Annotated in this window: 2 protein-coding genes; both read left to right on the top strand. The window is 69.8% G+C overall.

What is annotated here, in order from left to right; all coding sequences use genetic code 11:
* Positions 1-605: branched-chain amino acid ABC transporter permease (locus tag J2850_RS31500; RefSeq protein WP_209991390.1), on the top strand; the 605-nt coding region annotated here is incomplete at its 5' end.
* Between the two features lie 4 nt (positions 606-609).
* Positions 610-1,685 (top strand): ABC transporter permease subunit (locus J2850_RS31495; RefSeq protein ID WP_209991388.1); only part of this gene is annotated, 1,076 nt, incomplete at its 3' end.

Raw genomic sequence — 1,685 nt, 5'->3', positions numbered from 1 at the left:
TGGCGCCGCTGATCTCGGCCATCGGCATGTCGATCTTCCTGCAGAACTACGTCCAGATCCTCCAGGGCGCCCGCTCCAAGCCGCTGCAGCCCATCCTGCCCGGCAACCTCACCCTGATGGACGGCGCCGTCTCCGTCAGCTACGTGCGGCTGGCCACCATCCTGCTCACCCTGGTCCTGATGGTCGGCTTCACCATCCTGATCAACCGCACGCCGCTCGGCCGCGCCCAGCGCGCCTGCGAGCAGGACAAGAAGATGGCAGGGTTGCTCGGCGTCAACGTCGACCGCGTCATCTCTCTGACCTTCGTCATGGGCGCCGCACTCGCCGCGGTCGCCGGCATGATGGTGCTGCTGATCTACGGCGTCATCGACTTCTACATCGGCTTCCTGGCCGGGGTGAAGAGCTTCACCGCCGCCGTCCTCGGCGGCGTCGGCTCGCTGCCCGGCGCCATGCTCGGCGGCGTGGTCATCGGCCTGATCGAGGCCTTCTGGTCGGGCTATGTCGGCTCCGAATGGAAGGACGTCGCCACCTTCACCATCCTCGTCCTCGTCCTGATCTTCCGCCCCACCGGCCTGCTCGGCCGGCCCGAGATCGAGAAGGTGTAAGGCCATGACCACCCATTCCAACACCGTCTCGTCCGCCGCTCCGGCCCGCGGCGTCGACTGGGCCGCCACCGTCAGGGAGGCCGGGCTCGCCGCCTTCGTCGCCTTGCTGCTCACCGTGCCGCTGATCGGCCTGCGCACCATCGACCGCCCCACCGGGCTCGGCATCGAGGCCCGCCCGCAGGAGGTCGTCGCCTCCCTCCTCCTGGTCTTCCTCGGCCGCCTCGGGCTGGGGCTGATCCGCCAGGGCATGGCCCTGCCGGTGCTGGTGCTGGCGCTGGTGTGCGCCGGCGTCGGGCTGGTGCTGCCGATGCCCACCCAGGTGCTGCGCCTGGTGCTGGTGCTGGGCGGCGGCGTCATCGCCCTGCGCGCCGCCATGACGGTGGCCACCGGCCGCTCCAAGCTGAGCCAGGCCGAGCGCGACCGCCGCATGGACCGCGTCGCCGCCCGCGTCCAGCACGCCAGCCGCTACATCGGCCCGGTCGCCGTCGCCTTCGCGGCATTGCTGCCGCTGACCCCGCTGGCCGACCGCATGATCCTGGACATCGGCATCCTGCTGCTGACCTACATCATGCTGGGCTGGGGGCTGAACATCGTCGTCGGCCTGGCCGGCCTGCTCGACCTCGGCTACGTCGCCTTCTACGCGGTCGGCGCCTATTCCTACGCCCTGCTGGCGCATTATTTCGGGCTGAGCTTCTGGCTGTGCCTGCCGCTGGCGGGCGTGCTGGCGGCCTGCTCGGGCGTGCTGCTCGGCTTCCCCGTCCTGCGCCTGCGCGGCGACTACTTCGCCATCGTCACGCTGGGCTTCGGCGAGATCATCCGCATCATCCTGGTCAACTGGTACCAGTTCACCGGCGGCCCCAACGGCATCTCCGGCATCCCGCGGCCGAGCTTCTTCGGCATCGCCGACTTCGCCCGCAGCCCGGCCGACGGCATGGCCGCCTTCCACGAGATGTTCGGGCTGGAATACTCGCCGCTGCACCGCATCATCTTCCTCTACTACCTGATCCTGGCGCTGGCGCTGGTGGTGAACCTGTTCACGCTCAGGGTGCGCAAGCTGCCGCTGGGCCGGGCGTGGGAGGC

It is taken from the genome of Azospirillum picis, assembly GCF_017876115.1.
GTDB lineage: Bacteria > Pseudomonadota > Alphaproteobacteria > Azospirillales > Azospirillaceae > Azospirillum > Azospirillum picis.
The sequence above is the reverse complement of the archived record's forward strand: the minus strand, read 5'-3'. Positions and strand labels throughout refer to the sequence as shown.